The organism is Christiangramia sediminicola (assembly GCF_031344135.1).
GTDB classification, from domain to species: Bacteria; Bacteroidota; Bacteroidia; order Flavobacteriales; family Flavobacteriaceae; genus Christiangramia; species Christiangramia sediminicola.
Window position 1 is genome coordinate 122,001 of the sequence record NZ_JAVJIU010000005.1, and the last position, 19,621, is coordinate 141,621.

Consider the following 19,621-nt stretch of genomic DNA (forward strand, 5'->3'; position numbering starts at 1 on the left):
AAATGAAGAAAGGTTTTTACAACATACTGAAAGCTAATTTCCTTATCAGTGAAGATGCTGTAAAAAACTGGCGCTTTATCGTTTTCTGTACAGTACTGGCAATCGTAATGATCGCAAGTTCTCATAGCGCAGAAAAGAAGGTGCATCTAATTGCAAAATTGAATAACGAAGTGTTGGAGTTGAGGAGTGAATTTTTGGAGAGGAGATCCAAACTGATGAGAGTAAAGATGGAATCTACCATTACCGAAAAAATGGTGGAAAAAGGGATTGGGCCTTCAGAGACCCCTCCTAATAAGATTAGAGTGATAATAAAAGACTAACCTGCAATGGCTACAACCGAAAAAAGCATCCTGAATCGAATGTATTTCGTGGCTGGCTGTCTGCTTGTTTTTGCGATAGCTGTAGGCTTTAAGTTGCTGGATATTCAATTCGCTCACGGAGAACATTATAAAGAACTTGCTGAAGAGCGTACGCTCAAAAATTTCAAGATTCCTGCAAACCGTGGGAATTTGTACGATGTGAATGGAAATCTTCTCGCTACATCGGTTCCTAAATATGATATTCGTTTTGATGCTGTAACAGTTTCAGATAAAAATTTTGAAGAAAATATAGGACCTCTTTCTGAGAAACTTTCCGGAATGCTAGGTCAACCAGCTTCTTACTATTCTCAAAAGTTAAGAGCGGCCAGGGCTAATAAGCAGCGCTATGTTCTTATTGCTCGAAACCTTGGATATTCAGATTACATGAAGATCAAGAGTTTCCCAATGTTCAATCTTGGAGCATATAAAGGAGGAATGATCACTGAACAAACCACTGTTCGTGAACATCCGCTAGGGAAAATGGGTGAAAGAACAGTTGGTTACGAAAGAAGAGATGAAAATGGGTATTTCACCCGGGTTGGTCTTGAGGGAGCTTTCAGTAATTATTTACGTGGGACAGACGGAAGGCGTTTAAAGCAAAAGATCGCCAAAGGTCAGTGGAAACCGATAAGCGATAATAACGAAATGGAGCCAAAGGATGGTTACGATGTGGTTTCTACCATAGATGTGAATATCCAGGATATTGCGCATCACTCCTTACTTAGGCAACTGGAAAATTTTGAAGCTGAACACGGGACCGTGGTAGTTATGGAAACTGCAACCGGTGAGATAAAAGCGATGTCTAACCTTGGGCGCACTGAGGATGGTACATATTTCGAAAAAAGAAATTATGCGGTTTATGAAGCTCATGAACCAGGTTCAACGTTTAAATTAATGGCAATGGTTGCTGCTTTAGAAGATAAAGTGGTAGACACAAGCCAGATAATTGATACTGAAAATGGAGTGGTGAGATTCTACGGAAGACCGGTTCGTGATTCACATCACGGAGGTTACGGAGAGATCTCTGCGGCAAAAGCTTTTGAGGTTTCATCAAATACAGCATTTACAAAAATGATCACAGAAGGGTATAAAAACAATCCTTCAAAATTTGTTGATCGATTGTACTCAATGGGACTTAACCAGAAAATTGGTCTTGAAATCAAAGGTGAGGGATCCCCCCGAATTCCTCACCCTCAAGACAAAAACTGGAATGGCTTGAGCTTGCCATGGATGGCTTTTGGTTATGGTGTTTCCATTACTCCATTACAAACACTTACTTTTTATAATGCCATCGCTAATGATGGTGAAATGATCAAGCCTAGATTTATCAAGGAAGTGAAGGATCGTGATAAACCAATTATCACTATGGAAAAGCAGGTGATGAATCCATCGATTTGTTCCGTGGAAACTGCCAAAAAAGTTCGTTCTATGATGAAGAATACCGTCGAGCGAGGAACTGCGGCAAATATTCATACAGAAAACTTTTCAATGGCAGGTAAAACTGGTACCTGCCAGACAGAATACTGGATAGAGCCTGGAAGATATATCGCATCTTTTGCAGGGTATTTCCCGGCAGAGAATCCAAAATACTCCTGTATCGTGGTAATACACAAGCCGAACAGGAGAAAAGGTTATTACGGTAATATAGTGGCGGCTCCGGTTTTCAAGGATATCGCCAGGAAGATCTACACAGATACTCCTGTAATGGATGAACTTGAATCTTTAGAAGTTCAGGATAAAAAAGTAAAAACCGATTTCGAACAATACTATACTAAAATTCAGAATGAAAAATTGTTGATGCCAGATGTAACCGGAATGCCGGCTATGGATGCAATCTCAATTCTGGAAAACCTTGGTCTAGAAGTGAAGTTCAATGGGAAAGGTGTGGTAAGAAGACAATCGGTATCTGCAGGACAGAAATTGAAGAATAAGCAAACAGTAAAATTGGAATTGAGTTAATGAGCGTTTTAAAGGACATACTCTATAAGGTGAATATGAAGGCGGTGAACGGTGATACCGGTGTGACCATTAACGACATTCATTTTGATTCCAGGAAAGTAAAGCTGAATGATGTTTTTATCGCTATTAGAGGAACTGTTTCAGATGGGCATGATTTCATCAAAAATGCTGAAAATCAAGGTGCCTTAGCTATTGTTTGTGAAGAGATTCCGGAAGATAAGATCAATGGTGTCACTTATATTGAAGTAGAAGATACTAAAAAAGCCCTGGCATATATATCAGCTAATTATTACGATAATCCTTCTGAAAAACTTCGCTTGGTTGGAGTAACAGGAACTAATGGGAAAACTACCATAGCTACGCTGCTTTTTGATCTTTTCACCAAAGCAGGATTTAAATGCGGATTGCTATCAACAGTAAAAGTGATGGTGGGCACTGAAGAGCATACGGCAATTAGAACAACACCAGATTCTATTACGATTAATTCGTATCTAAAAGATATGAATGATGCTGGGGTGGAATATTGCTTTATGGAAGTGAGCTCTCATGGGATTGATCAACACAGAACTACTGCGCTGAAATTTGCCGGAGGAATTTTCACTAACCTTTCTCATGATCATCTAGATTATCATAAAAATTTCGCGGAATATCGTGATGTAAAAAAGCGCTTTTTTGACGAATTACCCTCATCAGCATTTGCTCTTACCAATATCGATGATAAGAATGGTGCGGTGATGCTTCAAAATACTAAAGCTAAAAAACATTCATATGCTTTAAAATCTTATGCAGATTATAAAGCCCAGATCCTGGAGAACAATTTTACAGGATTGCTTTTAAAGATCGATGAGCAGGAATTATGGACGAAACTTATCGGGAATTTCAATGCCTATAATGTTTTAGCGATTTATGCGACCGCAGATCTTTTGGGGCTAGAAACCATTGAGATTCTTCGAATCATAAGCGAATTGAATTCTGTAAATGGAAGATTTCAATACGTGATCTCAGAAAAAGAGAAAATCACAGCTATTGTAGATTATGCCCATACGCCAGATGCGTTGAAAAATGTGCTGGAAACTATCAATAGTATCCGTACAAAAAATGAAGAATTGATCACGGTTGTTGGATGTGGTGGAGATAGAGACACTACTAAAAGACCAAAAATGGGACATATTGCTTCAGCCTTGAGTACAAAAGTGGTTTTTACTAGTGACAATCCAAGAACGGAAGATCCGGAAAAGATCATTGTAGATGTCGAAGCTGGTGTGGAGCCGCAGAACTTTAAAAAAACAATGAGTGTTACCAATAGAAAACAGGCGATTAAAACAGCCTGTCAGATGGCGGGACCAAACGATATCATATTAATTGCCGGAAAAGGGCACGAGACTTACCAGGAAGTTAATGGTAAAAGAGTTGATTTTGATGATCTGAAGATCGTTAGCGAATTTTTAAAACAACTGGAAAAATAATGCTGTATTACTTATTTCAATTTCTAGAAGATCAGTATCAGTTGCCAGGAGCGCAGTTGTTCGAATTCCTATCGTTTAGATCGGCAATGGCGATCATTTTATCACTGGGAATTTCAACGATCTATGGTAAGAGAATTATTAATTATTTGCGCGCTAAACAAATTGGAGAAAGTGTTCGTGATCTTGGATTAAAAGGTCAGACTGAGAAAGCTGGAACTCCAACGATGGGTGGTGTGATAATTATAGTTGCTACTCTTATCCCGGTTCTGCTTTTTGCAAAACTGGAGAATATTTATGTCATCCTTTTAATTGTCACTACTCTTTGGATGGGTGCAATCGGGTTTCTGGATGATTATATCAAGACATTCAAAAAAGATAAGGAAGGTTTAAAAGGCATCTTCAAAATTATTGGTCAGATAGGTCTTGGGTTGATCGTAGGTTGTACTATGTATTTTCATCCGCAAATCACTACCAAGGAAGTGGTTACTGAAACCAATCCTACAGAAAATGTGATCGCTCGTGCTGAGGTGGTAGATATGGGGCCTGAAGTAAAAGATACTAGCACAACAATTCCATTTGTAAAGAACAACGAATTTGAATATTCAAAACTTATAAGCTGGATTAATCCTGAACTTGTGAATTATGCATGGTTGATCTTCATACCTATTGTGATCTTCATCGTAACGGCTGTTTCCAATGGAGCAAATCTTACTGATGGTATCGATGGGCTGGCTGCGGGATCTTCGGCAATAATAGTTTTAACGCTGGGGATATTCGCCTGGGTTTCGGGTAACATTATTTTTTCAGATTACCTGAATATCATGTATATCCCACGTTCAGGGGAAATGACCATTTTCATTACCGCTTTTGCGGGAGCTCTTGTAGGATTTCTTTGGTATAACACTTTCCCTGCCCAGGTTTTTATGGGAGACACAGGAAGTTTAACCATTGGTGGGATCATTGCGGTTCTGGCAATTGCCACAAGAAAAGAACTACTCATCCCTCTTTTATGCGGAATCTTTTTAGTAGAGAACTTATCTGTGGTAATGCAGGTGGGCTGGTTCAAGATCACTAAAAGAAAATATGGTGAAGGAAGAAGGATATTCCTTATGTCACCATTACATCATCACTATCAAAAGAAAGGTCATCACGAGAGTAAGATCGTAGTGAGATTCTGGATTATCGGGATTTTCCTGGCGATCCTAACTATTGTGACATTGAAGGTAAGATAAACTTAAGATCGTGAGTAAGAAGATTGCCATACTGGGAGGAGGAGAAAGCGGAATTGGAACTGCGATCCTGGCGAAGAAGAATGGGTATGAAGTTTTTCTTTCAGATAAAGGAAAGATAAAGGAGAAATACAAAGAAGTTCTTAAACATATTGAGATCGAATGGGAAGATGAACAACACACTGAGTCGAGAATATTTGATGCAGATGTGGTGATGAAAAGCCCTGGAATTCCAGATACGGCTCCAATGATTGTAGCACTGAAAAAGAAAAATATTCCGGTAGTATCTGAAATAGAATTCGCGTCATGGTTTTCTGAAACTCCTGTGATAGGAATTACGGGAAGCAATGGAAAAACCACGGTTACCAATCTTGTTCAACATCTACTGAATGAAGGTGGCATTGATTCAGGAATGGGAGGCAATATTGGAAATTCCTACGCGAAAATGGTTGCTGAAGAAAATCATGACTGGTTAGTGTTGGAATTGAGCAGTTTTCAGTTAGATGGAATTGAAAAATTTCGTCCACATATCGCGGTTTTAACCAATATCACTCCAGATCATCTGGATAGATATGATTATAAACTGGAAAATTATATCGCGTCAAAATTTCGAATTGCAGAAAATCAGACCGAGGATGATTATTTCATCTACGATGCAGATGATAAGAATATTACCGACTGGCTTGCGAAAAGCCCGGTGAGATCTCAAAAATTGCCGTTTTCAATTGAAAGAAAGATTGAAAACGGAGCTTATATAGAAAACGAAAATATTGTTGTAAACATTAATAACACAGAATTTACTATGCCAACATCAGAGCTTGCCCTTCAAGGCAAACATAATGCTAAAAATGCCATGGCCGCTTCCATGGTTTCACAGTTACTCCGTATTAGAAAGCAAACCATACGTGAGAGTATGGCGAATTTCCAGGGAGTGGAACACCGCCTTGAAAAAGTGCTGAAGATTAATAATGTGCTTTATATCAATGACTCTAAAGCAACAAACGTGAATGCAACATTTTATGCTTTAGAAAGCATGGAATCTGAAACTGTATGGATCATTGGCGGTGTAGATAAAGGGAATGTTTATGATGACCTTCTTCCGCTTGTGAATGAAAAAGTGAAAGCTATCATTTGCCTTGGTGTAGATAACGATAAAATAAAAGCCTCATTCGGAAATATAGTGGAAACAATGGTGGAAACAACTTCTATGAGTGAAGCGGTACAGCTGGCCTATAGGCTGGCAGATAAAGGTGATAACGTTTTGTTATCTCCGGCCTGTGCAAGTTTCGATCTTTTCGAGAACTATGAAGACAGAGGAAGACAATTTAAAGACGCGGTTAGAAACTTATAGACATTATACAATCCTGAACTTGTTTCAGGAACTCAATTTATAAGCTGAAACAATTTCAGCTTTATCAAATAGGAAGAGATAGAAAAGAATAAATGAGCAACGTTTTTGCAAATCTTAAAGGAGACAAGGTGATCTGGGCAGTAGCCGGCCTGTTGGCAATATTTTCATTTTTGCCGGTATACAGTGCCAGTAGTAACCTTGCTTATCTTCACGGAGACGGGAGCACTTCCGGGTATCTCGTGATGCATTTCTTCCATTTGCTTTTAGGATTTTGCGTTTTGTTCGCTGTGCATAAAATACCGTATCACTATTTCCGCGGAATTTCCATTCTGCTGTTGCCGGTGATCATTGTTTTACTCCTATTCACTATAGCTCAGGGTACAACAATAGACGGGGCTTACGCTAGTAGGTGGATACAAATCCCAATACTTAACGTATCCTTTCAATCTTCTACACTGGCCGCGGTGGTACTTATGGTTTACGTAGCCAGATACTTATCTAAGATCACTGAAAAAACAGTCACATTTAAAGAAACAATTCTGCCGCTATGGTTGCCGGTATTCGTGGTATTAGTATTAATTTTGCCGGCCAATTTTTCCACAACCGCGATCATTTTCTGTATGACGCTGGTGTTGATGTTCTTAGGAGGTTATCCGTTGAAATATTTGGGAGCGATAGTAGGCGTAGGTATTGTAATGTTGAGCATTTTCATACTCACGGCAAAAGCATTTCCGGGATTAATGCCTAACAGAGTAGATACCTGGACCAGCAGAATAGAAACTTTTTTTGATGATGAAGAAGGTACTGAACAATACCAGGTTGAGCGAGCTAAGATCGCTATTGCACAGGGTGGAGTGACCGGTACCGGAATTGGGAAAAGTGTTCAAAGGAACTTTTTACCGCAATCGTCTTCAGATTTTATCTACGCGATTATCGTTGAAGAAATGGGATTGATAGGTGCTTTTGGAGTGATGCTTGCATATCTTTTGTTGCTCTTCAGGATCGTAATTGTGGCTACTAAAGCCAATACGATCTTTGGTAAACTCGTTGTAATGGGTGTGGGATTGCCAGTAGTTTTCCAGGCGCTTATTAATATGGGAGTTGCCGTAGAACTTTTTCCGGTTACGGGACAAACCTTACCGCTTGTTAGTAGCGGGGGAACATCCATCTGGATGACATGTATTGCACTTGGGATTATTTTAAGCGTAAGTGCAAAAAGAGAAGAAATTAAGGAATTTGAAAATAGGGAATTAGAAGACGAAGGGGAAAATCCTCTTGACATTTTAAGCGAAGCGATATGAAAGAAGGTTTACGCGTCATATTATCTGGTGGAGGAACAGGAGGACACATCTATCCTGCAATTGCTATCGCCGATGAGATAAAAAGAAGGCATCCTGATGCTGAAATTCTTTTTGTGGGCGCAAAAGACCGAATGGAGATGGAAAAAGTACCACAGGCTGGGTATGAAATTGAAGGCTTATGGATAAGTGGTGTAGACAGGTCTTTCAGTCTTAAGAATTTTATTTTCCCGTTTAAATTGATGAGTAGTCTTTCCAAATCGAGAAAGATCATAAAAAAATTCAAGCCGGATATTGTGATCGGTACTGGCGGATTTGCCAGTGGACCATTACTTCGTGTGGCTATTTCCAAAGGAATTCCAACCCTTATACAGGAGCAGAATTCATTACCTGGAGTTACAAACAGGATCCTGGCGAAACACGCTGATACGATCTGCGCAGCCTATGATAAGGTGAAGAATGTATTTCCTGCTGAGAAAACAATCATTACCGGTAACCCTGTGAGACAGGATCTTCTGAATGTTGATAAACTGCGTGACGAAGCTAGAGAACATTTCGGGTTAACTAGAGATAAAAAAACAGTTCTTGTTCTGGGAGGAAGTCTGGGGGCAAGAAGAATTAATAAGCTTATAGAAAATGATCTGAAGAAATTCAGAGATGAAGGTGTCCAGTTGATCTGGCAGATAGGTAAGCTTTATTTTGAAGAATATAAAAAATATGACTCGGCAAATGTTAGGGCGAAAGAATTCATCAATAGAATGGATTATGCTTATGCTGCTGCCGATGTGATCATTTCCAGGGCAGGTGCGGGAAGTGTTTCTGAACTCTGTATAGTTGGAAAACCGGTTCTTTTCATTCCGTCACCAAATGTCGCTGAAAACCACCAGGCTAAGAATGCTATGGCGGTTACAGAACATGATGCTGCTTTAATGATCACAGAGGATGAATTAACCGAGCGTTTCGAGCCTTGTTTTTTCAGCCTTTTAGAAGATGAAAGAAGATTGAACAGATTTGCTGTGAATATTAAAAAACTGGCTCTGCCTAATGCAACTTCAGACATTGTTGATGAAGTTGAGAAACTGGTAGATGAGTATAAAAAGTAAATGATACATCTTAACCACATAAAGCAATTGTATTTCATCGGGATAGGTGGAATTGGAATGAGCGCTTTAGCCAGGTATTTCAAGGCTAAAGGAGTTTATGTGGCTGGCTATGATCGTACTTCTACAGACTTGACCAAAACTCTCGAAAAAGAGGGAATTCAGGTTAACTATAAAGATGAGGAAAGTTTGATTCCGGAAACAATTTTAAGCAACCGGGAAGATTCACTGGTTGTTTATACTCCAGCAGTTCCTCAAGATCATAAGCAATTTAATTTGCTTAAGCAGAAAAGTTTTGAAGTAATAAAACGAGCTATACTTCTTGGTCTTGTTACTGAAAATAAAAAGTGCCTTGCCGTTGCGGGTACTCACGGTAAGACTACTACTACTGCGATACTTGGTCATCTTCTAAAAGAAACTGGTGCGAAAGTAACCGCGTTTTTAGGAGGTATCAGCGAAGATATTCAATCAAATTTGATCATGCAGGGTGATGATGTGATTGTAGTCGAGGCTGATGAATTTGATAGATCATTTCTGAATCTTTCTCCTAATATCGCCGCGATCACTTCTATGGACGCCGATCATTTGGACATATATGGAGATAAGTCTGAACTTGAAAAGTCCTTTAAAGAATTTGCAGCAAAAGTTCCTGGAGATGGGAAGTTGTTTGTTAAGAATGGTTTACCATTAGAAGCTGAACGTATTGGTATAAATGACGATAGTGATTATTCAGCACAGAATATTGAAATAAGAGATGGCAGTTATGTTTTTGACTTGCAAACTCCATCAGGCATAATAAAAGAATTAAAATTTAATCTGCCCGGCAAACACAACTTGCTAAATGCTATAACAGCCCTGGCGATGGCGATCGAGTACGGCTCCCCAACCGACGGTCTGGCCAGGGCTTTATATAGTTTTAGAGGAGTTAAACGCAGATTTAGTTATAAAATTAAAACCGACAAGCTTGTGTTGATAGATGATTATGCTCATCATCCTACTGAAATTTCAGCAGTACATCAGGCAGTTCGGGAAATGTACCCCAACAAAAAAGTTTTAGCGGTTTTTCAGCCCCACCTGTTTAGCCGTACCCGTGACTTTGCTGAAGATTTTGCCTCAAGCCTTTCAGATTTTGATAAGGTTTTTCTGCTGGATATTTATCCAGCCAGAGAATTACCAATTGAAGGGATTTCTTCAGCCTGGTTGCTGGATAAGATTTCAAATACTGAAAAATCTCTTGTAGAAAAGTCAGATTTGATCGAAAAAGTAAAAGCTGAAAACGCTCAAGTCATTGTAATGATGGGCGCTGGTGATATTGGTGAAGAAGTTGAAAAAGTAAAAAAAGCATTATTGCATGAAGCGTAGTTTAGGTTACATAAAAGCTTTTGTTTTAGTGGTAATAATCTGCCTTTTATACGGTTTTGCCGAAAAACGACATAAATCACGGGGAATCAGCGAAGTAAGAGTTCAATTTACTGACAGTGAAAATCTCTATGTTACTGAGGAAGTGGTTAATAAATTGTTAATACAAAATAAAGCGGCTGTCTCGAGCATAGATAAAGAAACTTTAGATTTGAATAGGGTGGAATCCCTTTTAAATCAGCATCAAATGATTGAAAATGCGGAAGTTTACCTAACACTTGATGGAAAACTGGAAGCGATAGTAAGTCAGAGAAAACCAATTGGGAGAGTTGTTGGTAATTCTTCCTTTTACCTGGATAAAAATGGAGAGATCATGCCATTGTCTCAGTTTTATTCAGCTAGAGTGCCTTTAATGTTTGGTTTTGATGGTTCAAATGTGTCAAAAGCATATGCGATCATCAGCCATATTAAAAAGGATGATTTTTTAAACAGGCATGTTACCGGTATAAATCGGTTAAAAGGAGATAAATATACGCTGGAACTAAGAGAGCAGGATTTTGAACTGTATTTTGGAGATTCCAGCAATGTGGCTTTAAAATTCAACAATTTCAAGGCCTTTTATAAGAAAGCACAGAAAGAAAATAAATTAGAGACCTACAAAAAAGTGAACTTACAATTTGGTGACCAGGTTGTGTGCACGAAAAAATAGTTTATGGAACAAAACGATATTGCAGTAGGATTAGATATTGGAACAACAAAGATTGTGGCTATGATTGGCCGCAAAAATGAGTATGGCAAGGTTGAGATCATTGGTATTGGAAAATCAAAATCTCTTGGCGTACACAGGGGAGTGGTGAATAATATCACTCAAACCATCCAGTCTATCCAGCAGGCAATACAGGAAGCGGAAGCCGATAGCGGTTTAAAGATTAGTGAAGTTGTAGTTGGAATTGCCGGGCAGCATATTAGAAGCCTTCAGCATAGTGATTATATAACCCGTCAGAATCCTGATGAAGTGATAGATGCAGATGATATCCATACGCTTTGTAACCAGGTTCACAAATTAGTGATGCTTCCGGGAGAGGAGATCATTCATGTGCTTCCTCAGGAATTTAAAGTAGATGGTCAGGCTGAAATAAAAGAGCCTATCGGAATGTACGGAGGAAGACTGGAGGCCAATTTTCATGTAGTAGTTGGGCAGGTTTCTTCGATTAGAAATATTGGAAGATGTGTAAAGAGCGCAGGATTGGAACTTTCTGCCGTGACTTTAGAACCTTTGGCTTCAGCTAATGCTGTTTTGAGTCAGGAAGAAAAAGAAGCCGGAGTTGCTCTTATTGATATAGGTGGTGGTACTACCGATTTGGCAATTTTCAAAGATGGAATTATTCGTCATACGGCGGTGATTCCTTTTGGAGGTAATGTAATTACTGAAGATATCAAAGAAGGTTGCTCGATCATTGAAAAGCAGGCTGAATTGCTGAAGATCAAATTTGGTTCAGCATGGCCGGGTGAAAATAAGGATAATGAGATCGTTTCAATTCCTGGATTAAGAGGAAGAGAACCGAAGGAAATTACACTTAAAAACCTTTCAAAAATTATTCATGCTAGAGTAGTAGAGATCATCGAGCAGGTTTACCTGGAGATCAAGAACTATGGGCATGATGAGCAAAAGAAGAAATTGATCGCCGGTTTAGTATTAACCGGAGGTGGAGCGCAATTAAAGCATATCAAACAACTGGCTGAATATATTACCGGGATGGACACCAGAATTGGTTATCCTAACGAGCATTTAGCCGGAACAAATGATTCAGAAACTACCAGCCCTGTATATGCTACAGCAGTTGGATTAGTGATGAATAGCCTTGAAAAAGGAAATAGTAGATTTCAGGAGGAAGCAGTTTTATCAGACAACAGTCCGGTAGAAGATTCCGAAGAATATGATGATGATCAGGTAGTAGATGAAGCTGATCACGAGGAGGAATCCTCGAAAAAGGTTGCCCGCAAAAGCATTTTTGATAAGTGGGCAGAGAAATTCAAAGATTTTTTAGACAACGCAGAGTAATAAAGATACAACCAGTAAAACAGAGTTTATGAGCAGTACAGAATTTGGAGACATCTCATTCGATTTACCTAAGAATCAATCGAACGTCATCAAAGTGATAGGAGTAGGCGGTGGAGGAAGCAATGCCATCAACCACATGTTCCAGTTAGGAATAAAAGGAGTTGATTTCGTTGTTTGTAATACCGATTCCCAGGCACTAGAGAATAGTTCGGTTCCTAACAAGATTCAATTAGGTGTGACGCTTACTGAAGGACTAGGAGCAGGAGCAAATCCCGAAATTGGGGAAAAAGCAGCAGTTGAAAGTTTTGAAGAAATCAAACAAATGCTGGATTCTAATACCAAAATGGTATTTATCACTGCCGGAATGGGTGGTGGTACCGGTACCGGAGCTGCGCCAATCATTGCCAAGCAGGCGAAGGAGCTTGATATCCTTACGGTTGGTATTGTAACTATTCCTTTTCAGTTTGAGGGAAGAAACCGAAATGAACAGGCACAGTTAGGAGTTGAAAGACTTAGAAGTCATGTAGATTCTTTAATTGTGATCAACAATAATAAACTTCGTGAAGTTTACGGAAATCTTGGATTTAAAGCAGGATTCTCTAAGGCTGATGAAGTGCTGGCAACTGCCTCCAGGGGTATTGCTGAAGTAATTACGCATCACTACACGCAAAACATTGACTTGCGAGATGCAAAAACAGTATTGAGTAATTCAGGTACCGCGATCATGGGTTCTGCGCAGGCTTCAGGAGCCAGTAGAGCTACAGACGCGATCATGAAAGCTCTAGATTCTCCATTATTGAACGATAATAAGATCACCGGTGCCAAAAATGTTTTACTGCTAATTGTATCTGGTAACGAGGAGATCACTATTGATGAAATTGGAGAAATAAACGATCACATTCAGGCTGAAGCCGGTCACAGTGCAAATATCATTATGGGTGTTGGCGAAGATGAGGCTTTAGAAGATGCAATTGCTGTAACTATTATCGCTACTGGTTTCGATTTAGAACAGCAAAATGAGATCACTAATACTGAAACTAAGAAGATCATCCATACATTGGAAGATGAGCAAAAAGCTGAACAGGACCTAACTACTAAAAAATCTGCTCCAATTAATCAGGTTACAAATGCGCCGGTTGATGAGTTGCAATTTGAGGAGCCTGAAGAAGAAAAGAAAATAGTTCATACCCTTGATGAAACTGAAGAGGAAGTAGACGAAGTGGGGAATATTCAAAAAAAGGTAGATGATGTTTTCAAGACACCTGATTTCGCTAGGAAACTGGATGTGATCTATGACGAGGTTGATCCAAATGAATTCATCATAAATGATACTACTAGTGAAGAGGTAAAGGCCATGGAAGTAAATGAGCCTGAAGAAGTGAAAAATGATAACGAGGAGCAATTCATGTTCACTTTTGATATGCCTATGAATAAAGAAGAGGACAAACCAAAATCTACTCCAAAGTATGAAGAGGTAACAAGACATAGTCTTGAGGAAGAAGAAGTAGAGGAAGAGGCTAAAAACATAAAAGTGAACGAAGCCGTTGAAATCGTTCCGGTTACTGAAAGTTCAGCCCAGGGAATCAAGAGATATAGTCTTGATGATTATATGGAAATAGAGCAAAAACTTGAAAATTCTAAAGCACCTAAAAAAGAGGAGCCAAAAGATGAAACCATTGCTTTTGAAAAAAGAACTGTAGCGCCTACTCCTGAAAGAGAAAATACTGGAGATGGTCATGATCCTTTTGATAATCCTATTTCTTCAGAAGTTGTGAGACAGCGTACAGCAGAGAGAAAGGCAAAAATGAAAGAATTCAATTATAAGTTTAGAACAGGTTCTGCTCAGATCGACGAGATCGAAAAGCAACCTGCTTACAAAAGAGCAGGAATAGAACTTGATAATTCTAAACCTGGAGAAGGAAAGTTATCTCGTACCAGTATAGATCAGGATGAGAATAATGATCTTCATTTCAGAAAGAACAACTCTTTTCTACATGACAATGTAGACTAATTTCAGCCTAGCCAAGAAAAAAGGCAGCCATTTGGCTGCCTTTTTTTATTCCATAAAGTTGATAAAATTAGTTCTGGGCTTTTGCCTGAACTTCATCTGTATCTTTTCTGTACTTCAACATTGAAATTCCTGCGACGAAAAATACGAAGCCAAGGATAGTGAGTGCCCAGGGGCTAAGCATTAATGCTACACTACCAAAAATTCCTAATACTCCCATTACAAGTGCGATTGCACCTCCAACGGTCATAATCATTGCTAAGACTTTAATCATAACTTTTAATATTGGTTATAAAATAAAAGTAATTAAACAATTGAAACGAGCGTGAATATTAACAAATTTTACAATTCCCCATGAAGTCTTAAAATCTCCTGTTCGGTTTCCTTTTCATCTGCCCAGCCTTGTATTTTCGTATCGTCAGCCGGATCATAATTTAAAAACCAGCTTTCAAGAATATTCTTCGCAGGTTCATATTTTTTAACGAAATCTTTAAAATTTTCAGCAGAAATGGTTCTGAGACCTTTATCTGCAGGAATTGCTATTACTTTGAAATCCTGCTCACCAGCATCCATTAGTTTGATCATTCCTATTGGTATGATCTCAACGATCTTACCAGATGGAATGGTGGAGCTTAGGACCATTACATCTAATGCATCACCATCTCCTCCTTTTTCCGGGTTTGAAAAAGTAGAAGGTATGAATCCATAATTTGCCGGATAGGCAAGAAAATCTATCGTACGCTCTTTACCATCTCTCAGAGAAGGTTTAAAAATCCGGTCAACTTTATCATATTCAATCTTTGAATTGGTTCCGGCAGGAATTTCTATTACCGCCTGAAAATAACCATTTTCAGACCTCAGCTCTGATTTTAAATAATCAACTTTGGACTTACAGCTGCTAAATAAACAAAGAAGTAAAACCGTCAGGAAGTAACGCATACCTAGTTCCAGTAGATCATAAAGTATTTGATCTTAGCATCATCAGGGATTTGAGATGCCATGATCTTACTGTCTGTATCGTATCTAAGATTTGTAGGTAACTGACTTTTGTCTATTGTGATATATGCATTAATCTCATCAAGAAAAACAACTGCCGAATTGATCGTATTTTCAATTCTTGAAATAGTATAATTCTCCACAACATCTTTAAATGTACTCTGAATATTAATGCCTTGTTTTGTCTCGTACCTCGGGTCAAGAATTCTTATATAACCAATAGTGCTGGTAGAATCGAATTCCTGAAGCGGTTCAAGGCTCATTAATGCCTGCCCGTCTTCTCCAAATATTTTGATCTCATCTGTAGAGCGAAATTCCTGTGGTCCGCTTGTTTGTCTTACGATGCTGTCTCCCTCGAAAATTGAATCTAGCTGGTTAATTCGTATTTCTTTCTTTAAAGGTCCTACTTGTGTTGGGGTAATTAAAAATGGATTTTCTTCATCGCTTGTACATGATGAAACACTAACACATAAACCAATAATTAATAAAGCTCTTTTGTACATTGTAGATTAAGTAGTTTTTTATTTTAAAAATTTATTCAGTATTCCCATAACTCCTCTAATAAAGGTAGCACTGGTCAATACTTTTATGATTGCTCCCTCGGTACTTTTAGTTCGACGGCGGGAACTGGTATTCGTTACTTCTTTTCTTTCTTTTTCAGCCTTCTTCTTAGCTTCTTCCTGCTCTGCAATTTCGATTTTTTTATTCAGGATCTCGTAGGCACTTTCCCTGTCGATCTCTTCATTGTATTTTGAAATAAGATCAGAGGATTTAAGAATGTCTCTAAGTTCTTTTTCAGTAAGAATATCCATTCTACTCATAGGTGCCCTAAGCATAGTAGCTACCAAAGGTGAAGGCCTTCCTTTTTCGTCTAATGCAGAAACTAATGCTTCTCCTATACCTAACGAAGTAAGCATGTTTTTGGTATCGTAAAAATCTGATTCAGGATAATTTTCAGCGGCAAGTTTTATTGCTTTTCGATCTTTGGCTGTAAAAGCTCGTAAAGCATGCTGAACCTTTAATCCCAGTTGTCCTAAAACTTCTTCCGGAACATCTGCCGGGTTCTGAGTCACGAAATAAATTCCAACTCCTTTAGAACGTATCAATTTTACGATACTTTCAATCTGGTCCAGTAATGCATCTGAAGCTTCTTCGAAAATAAGATGTGCTTCGTCAATGAACATCACAAGTTCTGGTTTATCCATGTCTCCTTTTTCCGGGAAAGTTGAATAGATTTCAGCAAGTAAACTCAACATGAAGGTTGAGAATAACTTTGGTCTGTCCTGGATATCGGTTAATCTTAGAATGTTTATATAACCCTTACCATCGCTTGTTTTACGAATTAGATCGTTTACTTCAAAAGATCTTTCTCCGAAGAATAGATCTGCTCCCTGTTGCTCTAAAGACACGATCTTTCGCAGGATCGCTCCCGTAGATGCCTTGGAAATCCTGCCATAATTTTTTTCGAATTCCTCTTTACCTTCTTCTGTAGAATATTGAATGATCTTTTTAAGGTCTTTTAAATCTAACAGAGGTAATTGATTGTCATCACAATATTTGAAGATAATGGCCAGAATACCGGTTTGCGTGGAAGTCAGGTCAAGTATACGAGAAAGTAATACCGGACCAAATTCACTTACTGTAGCTCTTAGTCTGATTCCGTCCTGATCTGAGAGGGTTAAGATCTCTACCGGAGAATCCTTCGGAGTAAAGGGGAAATCTAATTTTTTATGACGCTCATCTATGAAATCTGCTCCATCTGAAGCTTTAGCAACACCGCTTAGATCTCCTTTAACATCCATCAGCATTACTGGAACTCCTTTATCTGAAAGATTTTCTGCGATGATCTGGAGTGTTTTAGACTTTCCTGTTCCGGTTGCACCGGCAATAAGCCCATGTCGGTTCATGGTTTTTAAAGGAATCTTTACGGCGGCTTCAGAATGAACTTCATTATCCAGCATTCCTGCACCTAGATATATATAGTCTCCTTTGGTAGTGTATCCTTTAGAGACCTGAGCTATAAAATCTTTATTCTTTCCCATGTCAAATTTATTTTACGGCTGAGCTTAGAAGTTTTATAGTTCCTTCGTCCGCATCTATTTCAGCTTCAATTCCATTAGGAATTGTAACATTATCGTCTATATGACCAATCATTGCTCCGGAAAATGCCGGAATTTCAAGTGGTTTTAAATAGTGGTCTACAACTTCTTCCATGGTTAGAGATCCGTATCCACTTCCTCCTGGATCGCAACCGTTGCATTTTCCGAAGACAAATCCAGCGATATTCTTAAGAACTCCGCCTAAATGCAATTGAGACATCATTCTGTCTACCGCGTAAATTCTTTCACCGATATCTTCAATATATAGGATCTTACCTTTCCAGTCTTCAGGAAAATAAGGTGTTCCCATTATTGAAGTTAAAACGGAAAGATTTCCACCTAATAAATGGCCTTTGGTTTTACCTGAATTGATGGTCCTTATACGATTACTTGTCTGGGTGAGTCCGCTTCCTTTTGAATCTGGATTTGAATAGGTGAGCACTTCACCTTCAAACAGTAATTTTCTAAAATAATCATAACTGAAATTATTCCAGGTTGAAACGGCTACCGGTCCATGAAAAGTCACCAGGCCTGTATTTTTATAAATAGCCAAGTGTAAAGCGGTAATATCGCTGTAGCCAATAAATATCTTCGGATTCTTTTTAATAAGCTCGTAATCTAATTTGTCTAGAATTCTGGCCGAGCCCGATCCGCCTCTTAATGCAATGATCGCTTTAATTCCTGGATCTCCGAACATCTTGTTCAATTCATCAGCCCGTTCTTCATCGGTTCCGGCGAGATGACCATATCTGCTATGCGTAAATTCACCGAATTTCACTTTTAGTCCCATGGCCTCGAAAGATTCCCTGGCGATCTCATAAGGTTCTGTTTCAAAAATAGCTCCTGCCGGGCTCACAATCCCAATGGTGTCACCTTCCTGTAACCGATTTGGAATCATCATATCAGAATTGGAAAAATCCAGATCGTTTTTACTGAAGGATGCAAGTGGATAGGCAATACTGGCAAGACCCAGGTTTAAAACAAAATTTCTTCTTTTCATATTTCCATGTTGCTATTCCGAAATTAGGGAATATTTATTAGTTAGAGAATTTCAATATCTATTTCTGATGCTCACCAGGATCTTCTCCATTTCAGCTTTAAGCTCGCCAGACGTTATGGTGTAATTAGAATTCATAAAACTAAATAATAAGGTCTTTCCTTTATTAGAAACCAGAATTCCACTTAGACTGTAATTGTTTCTTAAGCTGCCAGATTTAGCGAAAACAAATGGATCTTCATTTGCCAGGAAGCTCTTTAACGTTCCTTCTTTGCCAGTTGTGGGTAATAATGATTTTAATTTTTCGGTGCCGGTTGTTTTTATAATCTTTTTGAGAACTTGAACCAAAGATCTTGGTGTGATAAGGTTATACCGTGAAAGTCCCGAACCGTCAACCCAGAAAATTTTGTCTGGCAAATCTTTAAAATCTTTTTCTGTTACTTCTGAAATCGCAATATCTGTATTTAAAGTATCTGAAATTTTAAGAGCCGACATTAGTAAAATCTGCTCTGCTATTAAATTGTCACTTTCATGAAGCATCACCTTATAAAGAGAGTCTGAAGAAATGGAATTAACTGTTTGGTACAATTCTGAAAGCAATACACGATCGTACTTTACATAAACTCTTTTCTGAAGAATATCGCTCAATATTGCTATGCTATTTTTTTCTGAAGTTCTAAAAGGAACAGATCTGGAATAATTCTCCTTTGTGGTATTCAGGCTGAATTGATTTGCGTCTAATTTTCTGGTTAATCCGCTTCCCGATTGAGCTATTTTTATCGAATCCTGAAAATACTCAGGAATTACCTTTAATGATGAATTATTATAATTCAGCGTTACTAAATTTCCGAAAATAGGAAAAGCAGACCGCTCTGCAGAGAAAGAATATTCATAATCATCCCATGCCCATCCGGATCCCTGGGCTGTGCCTTGCCAGTTAGATTGAACATAAACCAATTCCTTTTTGGTTTCAGATAAAAATTTCAGGCTGTTGTTATTTTCAAATTTATCGTTTAGAAAAGATGGGTCTCCAGTTGTAGTAAAATATAAGGTATCGGCCGAGGAATTATATTTGAATGCCGTAATCGAATCTTCAAGGTATTTTAATCCTGTATAAAAAGTCAGAATTTTTGTATTGGAAGCCGGCGTGAAATATTTATCTGAATTGTATTCATAAACCATTTCATCTTTCTCCAGATCGTAAACGGCAATACCTGTAAAACCTTTCTCGAAACTCGAAGAGGATTTTATTTGCCTGGTTATCGATGGGCCGCAGGAAATGCAGGAGATAAATAATATGATCAGGATAGATCTGGCGATGAATGAGTTCAAAAGAAT

General features: G+C 38.5%; 17 protein-coding genes. 11 read left to right on the forward strand and 6 right to left on the reverse strand.

Features of this window, described 5'->3' with window-relative positions:
• The first annotated feature begins 2 nt into the window (after window positions 1-2).
• The 11 genes from RE431_RS14295 to ftsZ all read left to right on the forward strand — a co-directional run bounded on the left by RE431_RS14295 (window position 3) and on the right by ftsZ (window position 14,194).
• Window positions 3-320, forward strand: a complete 318-nt coding sequence (locus tag RE431_RS14295) for an FtsL-like putative cell division protein (protein WP_309562653.1) — start codon at window positions 3-5, stop codon at window positions 318-320.
• A gap of 6 nt (window positions 321-326) precedes the next feature.
• On the forward strand, window positions 327-2,318 hold the full coding sequence (locus RE431_RS14300; RefSeq protein WP_309562654.1) for a penicillin-binding protein: 1,992 nt from the start codon (window positions 327-329) through the stop codon (window positions 2,316-2,318).
• On the forward strand, window positions 2,318-3,784 hold the full coding sequence (locus RE431_RS14305) for a UDP-N-acetylmuramoyl-L-alanyl-D-glutamate--2,6-diaminopimelate ligase (protein WP_309562655.1): 1,467 nt from the start codon (window positions 2,318-2,320) through the stop codon (window positions 3,782-3,784). The genes RE431_RS14300 and RE431_RS14305 overlap by 1 nt, the downstream gene beginning before the upstream one ends.
• The gene (gene mraY, locus RE431_RS14310) at window positions 3,784-5,016 is read left to right on the forward strand and encodes a phospho-N-acetylmuramoyl-pentapeptide-transferase (protein WP_309562656.1); all 1,233 of its coding nucleotides are present in this window, start codon (window positions 3,784-3,786) and stop codon (window positions 5,014-5,016) included. The genes RE431_RS14305 and mraY overlap by 1 nt, the downstream gene beginning before the upstream one ends.
• A 10-nt stretch (window positions 5,017-5,026) precedes the next feature.
• Entirely contained in the window at window positions 5,027-6,364 is a 1,338-nt protein-coding gene (murD, locus tag RE431_RS14315) for a UDP-N-acetylmuramoyl-L-alanine--D-glutamate ligase (protein ID WP_309562657.1), read from the forward strand.
• Window positions 6,365-6,456: 92 nt separating this feature from the next.
• A complete protein-coding gene (locus RE431_RS14320) occupies window positions 6,457-7,665 on the forward strand; it encodes an FtsW/RodA/SpoVE family cell cycle protein (RefSeq protein ID WP_309562658.1) in 1,209 nt (402 codons plus the stop codon).
• Window positions 7,662-8,765, forward strand: a complete 1,104-nt coding sequence (gene murG / locus RE431_RS14325) for an undecaprenyldiphospho-muramoylpentapeptide beta-N-acetylglucosaminyltransferase (protein ID WP_309562659.1) — start codon at window positions 7,662-7,664, stop codon at window positions 8,763-8,765. Before RE431_RS14320 ends, murG begins: the two co-directional genes overlap by 4 nt.
• A complete protein-coding gene (murC, locus tag RE431_RS14330) occupies window positions 8,766-10,124 on the forward strand; it encodes a UDP-N-acetylmuramate--L-alanine ligase (protein ID WP_309562660.1) in 1,359 nt (452 codons plus the stop codon).
• Window positions 10,114-10,830, forward strand: a complete 717-nt coding sequence (locus RE431_RS14335) for a cell division protein FtsQ/DivIB (RefSeq protein WP_309562661.1) — start codon at window positions 10,114-10,116, stop codon at window positions 10,828-10,830. The genes murC and RE431_RS14335 overlap by 11 nt, the downstream gene beginning before the upstream one ends.
• A 3-nt stretch (window positions 10,831-10,833) precedes the next feature.
• A complete protein-coding gene (ftsA, locus tag RE431_RS14340; RefSeq protein ID WP_309562662.1) occupies window positions 10,834-12,183 on the forward strand; it encodes a cell division protein FtsA in 1,350 nt (449 codons plus the stop codon).
• A 28-nt stretch (window positions 12,184-12,211) separates the two neighbouring features.
• Entirely contained in the window at window positions 12,212-14,194 is a 1,983-nt protein-coding gene (gene ftsZ, locus RE431_RS14345) for a cell division protein FtsZ (protein WP_309562663.1), read from the forward strand.
• 67 nt (window positions 14,195-14,261) lie between these two features.
• Here ftsZ and RE431_RS14350 read toward each other — a convergent pair whose 3' ends face one another.
• From RE431_RS14350 to RE431_RS14375, 6 genes are all read right to left on the reverse strand, one after another.
• Window positions 14,262-14,465 carry a hypothetical protein gene (locus RE431_RS14350; RefSeq protein ID WP_309562664.1) on the reverse strand — a complete coding sequence of 68 codons (204 nt, stop codon included), beginning with the start codon at window positions 14,463-14,465 and terminating at the stop codon, window positions 14,262-14,264.
• Window positions 14,466-14,533: 68 nt separating this feature from the next.
• On the reverse strand, window positions 14,534-15,130 hold the full coding sequence (locus RE431_RS14355; protein ID WP_309562665.1) for an inorganic diphosphatase: 597 nt from the start codon (window positions 15,128-15,130) through the stop codon (window positions 14,534-14,536).
• 2 nt (window positions 15,131-15,132) lie between these two features.
• Window positions 15,133-15,690 carry a hypothetical protein gene (locus tag RE431_RS14360; RefSeq protein ID WP_309562666.1) on the reverse strand — a complete coding sequence of 186 codons (558 nt, stop codon included), beginning with the start codon at window positions 15,688-15,690 and terminating at the stop codon, window positions 15,133-15,135.
• 18 nt (window positions 15,691-15,708) lie between these two features.
• Complete coding sequence (locus RE431_RS14365) at window positions 15,709-17,229, reverse strand: helicase HerA-like domain-containing protein (protein ID WP_309562667.1); 1,521 nt, start codon at window positions 17,227-17,229, stop codon at window positions 15,709-15,711.
• Between the two features lie 7 nt (window positions 17,230-17,236).
• On the reverse strand, window positions 17,237-18,286 hold the full coding sequence (locus RE431_RS14370) for a S66 peptidase family protein (protein ID WP_309562668.1): 1,050 nt from the start codon (window positions 18,284-18,286) through the stop codon (window positions 17,237-17,239).
• 51 nt (window positions 18,287-18,337) lie between these two features.
• The gene (locus RE431_RS14375; RefSeq protein ID WP_309562669.1) at window positions 18,338-19,615 is read right to left on the reverse strand and encodes a D-alanyl-D-alanine carboxypeptidase/D-alanyl-D-alanine-endopeptidase; all 1,278 of its coding nucleotides are present in this window, start codon (window positions 19,613-19,615) and stop codon (window positions 18,338-18,340) included.
• Window positions 19,616-19,621: the final 6 nt, after the last annotated feature.

What these genes read in the sequence shown, in the direction of transcription:
- RE431_RS14350 (WP_309562664.1), bottom strand. Translation starts at nt 14,465, where the DNA reads ATGATTAAAGTCTTAGCAATGATTATGACCGTTGGAGGTGCAATCGCA.
- RE431_RS14295 (WP_309562653.1), top strand. Translation starts at nt 3, where the DNA reads ATGAAGAAAGGTTTTTACAACATACTGAAAGCTAATTTCCTTATCAGT.
- RE431_RS14320 (WP_309562658.1), top strand. Translation starts at nt 6,457, where the DNA reads ATGAGCAACGTTTTTGCAAATCTTAAAGGAGACAAGGTGATCTGGGCA.
- RE431_RS14355 (WP_309562665.1), bottom strand. Translation starts at nt 15,130, where the DNA reads ATGCGTTACTTCCTGACGGTTTTACTTCTTTGTTTATTTAGCAGCTGT.
- RE431_RS14365 (WP_309562667.1), bottom strand. Translation starts at nt 17,229, where the DNA reads ATGGGAAAGAATAAAGATTTTATAGCTCAGGTCTCTAAAGGATACACT.
- murG (WP_309562659.1), top strand. Translation starts at nt 7,662, where the DNA reads ATGAAAGAAGGTTTACGCGTCATATTATCTGGTGGAGGAACAGGAGGA.
- RE431_RS14360 (WP_309562666.1), bottom strand. Translation starts at nt 15,690, where the DNA reads ATGTACAAAAGAGCTTTATTAATTATTGGTTTATGTGTTAGTGTTTCA.
- mraY (WP_309562656.1), top strand. Translation starts at nt 3,784, where the DNA reads ATGCTGTATTACTTATTTCAATTTCTAGAAGATCAGTATCAGTTGCCA.
- ftsZ (WP_309562663.1), top strand. Translation starts at nt 12,212, where the DNA reads ATGAGCAGTACAGAATTTGGAGACATCTCATTCGATTTACCTAAGAAT.
- RE431_RS14370 (WP_309562668.1), bottom strand. Translation starts at nt 18,286, where the DNA reads ATGAAAAGAAGAAATTTTGTTTTAAACCTGGGTCTTGCCAGTATTGCC.
- RE431_RS14335 (WP_309562661.1), top strand. Translation starts at nt 10,114, where the DNA reads ATGAAGCGTAGTTTAGGTTACATAAAAGCTTTTGTTTTAGTGGTAATA.
- RE431_RS14305 (WP_309562655.1), top strand. Translation starts at nt 2,318, where the DNA reads ATGAGCGTTTTAAAGGACATACTCTATAAGGTGAATATGAAGGCGGTG.
- RE431_RS14300 (WP_309562654.1), top strand. Translation starts at nt 327, where the DNA reads ATGGCTACAACCGAAAAAAGCATCCTGAATCGAATGTATTTCGTGGCT.
- murC (WP_309562660.1), top strand. Translation starts at nt 8,766, where the DNA reads ATGATACATCTTAACCACATAAAGCAATTGTATTTCATCGGGATAGGT.
- ftsA (WP_309562662.1), top strand. Translation starts at nt 10,834, where the DNA reads ATGGAACAAAACGATATTGCAGTAGGATTAGATATTGGAACAACAAAG.